Origin of the sequence: Enterobacter sp. PTB, from assembly GCF_051130085.1 — a bacterium.
Classification (GTDB): domain Bacteria; phylum Pseudomonadota; class Gammaproteobacteria; order Enterobacterales; family Enterobacteriaceae; genus Enterobacter; species Enterobacter ludwigii.
In genome coordinates, this window is sequence record NZ_JBDKEE010000089.1 from 1 (window position 1) to 1,168 (window position 1,168).

Here is a 1,168-nt window from a genome sequence, read left to right on the forward strand (position 1 = left end):
AAAAAAAACCAGCCAACAGAGGAGATTAAAGAGAGTATCAGGGCACACCGGGAAACCATTCCGCAGGAACCTTTCCGGATACAATTATTAGCCAGCGATATCACTCCTGCTGCATTGCAATTTCAGTTGCACAAAGGAGGAGGCTCAATCGGCTTACACTCCGCAGAGGGGGATATCATACTGGGAGGGCAGGCAATACAGAATCTGGGGCTGCTTAACGATCTGTGGGATGGCGCATCGTTTACTGTCTCCCGCCGTTGTTCTGAGAGTTTTAGTGTCCACGGAGCCAGACTGAGCGCGAGTCTGATGGTGCAGGACGCCCCATTACGTAAGTATTTCAAACGCGCACAACAGCAGGCACGGGGAAGTGGCTTTCTGGCAAGGTTCTTTTTCGCTCGCCCTGATAGCACAATTGGTACACGTACCGGCCCTGCTCTGGAAGAGTATAAGCAATTGCTGGCCCCGTACCATCGGCGACTGCAACAACTGATAGAGGATTACGCCCATAAAACAGAAACAAAGGTACTTTCTGACCGTCAAAAACTGATTTTCACGCCAGAAGCACGACTTCGATGGGGGGATATAGGTGAGTATCTTGAGCGGGAAATGGCTGAGAATGGCTGTTATTATTCCCTGCGCGATTTTGCCTCTAAAGAAGGAAATAAGGTGGCGCGTCTTGCTGCATTGTTCCACTACTTTAATGGTGATGCAGGAGATATCCCGGAGAAAACCTTACTGGATGCGCAGAAGGTCAGTGAGTGGTATCTGGGCGAAGCGCTTTATTTATTTGGTACTAAGCCGGAACAACCTCAGCATGTTCAGGATGCCGTGCTGTTATGGCGATGGCTGCATGATCGCTTCATGGATAATAACGGTCAGCCCTTAACGAGGAGCTGGATGAGCCCCAGGGTGCCAAATCTGCTTCGCACACCGGGCCGGTTACAGCCAGCACTGGAACACCTGCATAATACTTACCGGATTTCTATGGTGCATAATGGCAGAACGCTGCTGATCGCTCCGTTTAATTTCAGGGGGTAAATAAGCCGCTGGTGGTCGCGCAGATGACGAATTGAACCGCACACACCTAAAAAAGCGGCTAAATCTGCTAAATTAAGCAGATTTAGCCGCTAAAACGTGAGCACAATGGGTGACGGATACATTCATTTTT

General features: G+C 49.7%; 1 protein-coding gene. It reads left to right on the forward strand.

The genetic code is table 11. The annotated features are described in order from the left end of the window. The coding region (locus AAIR21_RS27685; RefSeq protein ID WP_434682812.1) for a DUF3987 domain-containing protein at positions 1-1,038 on the forward strand (1,038 nt) is incomplete at its 5' end. Positions 1,039-1,168: the final 130 nt, after the last annotated feature.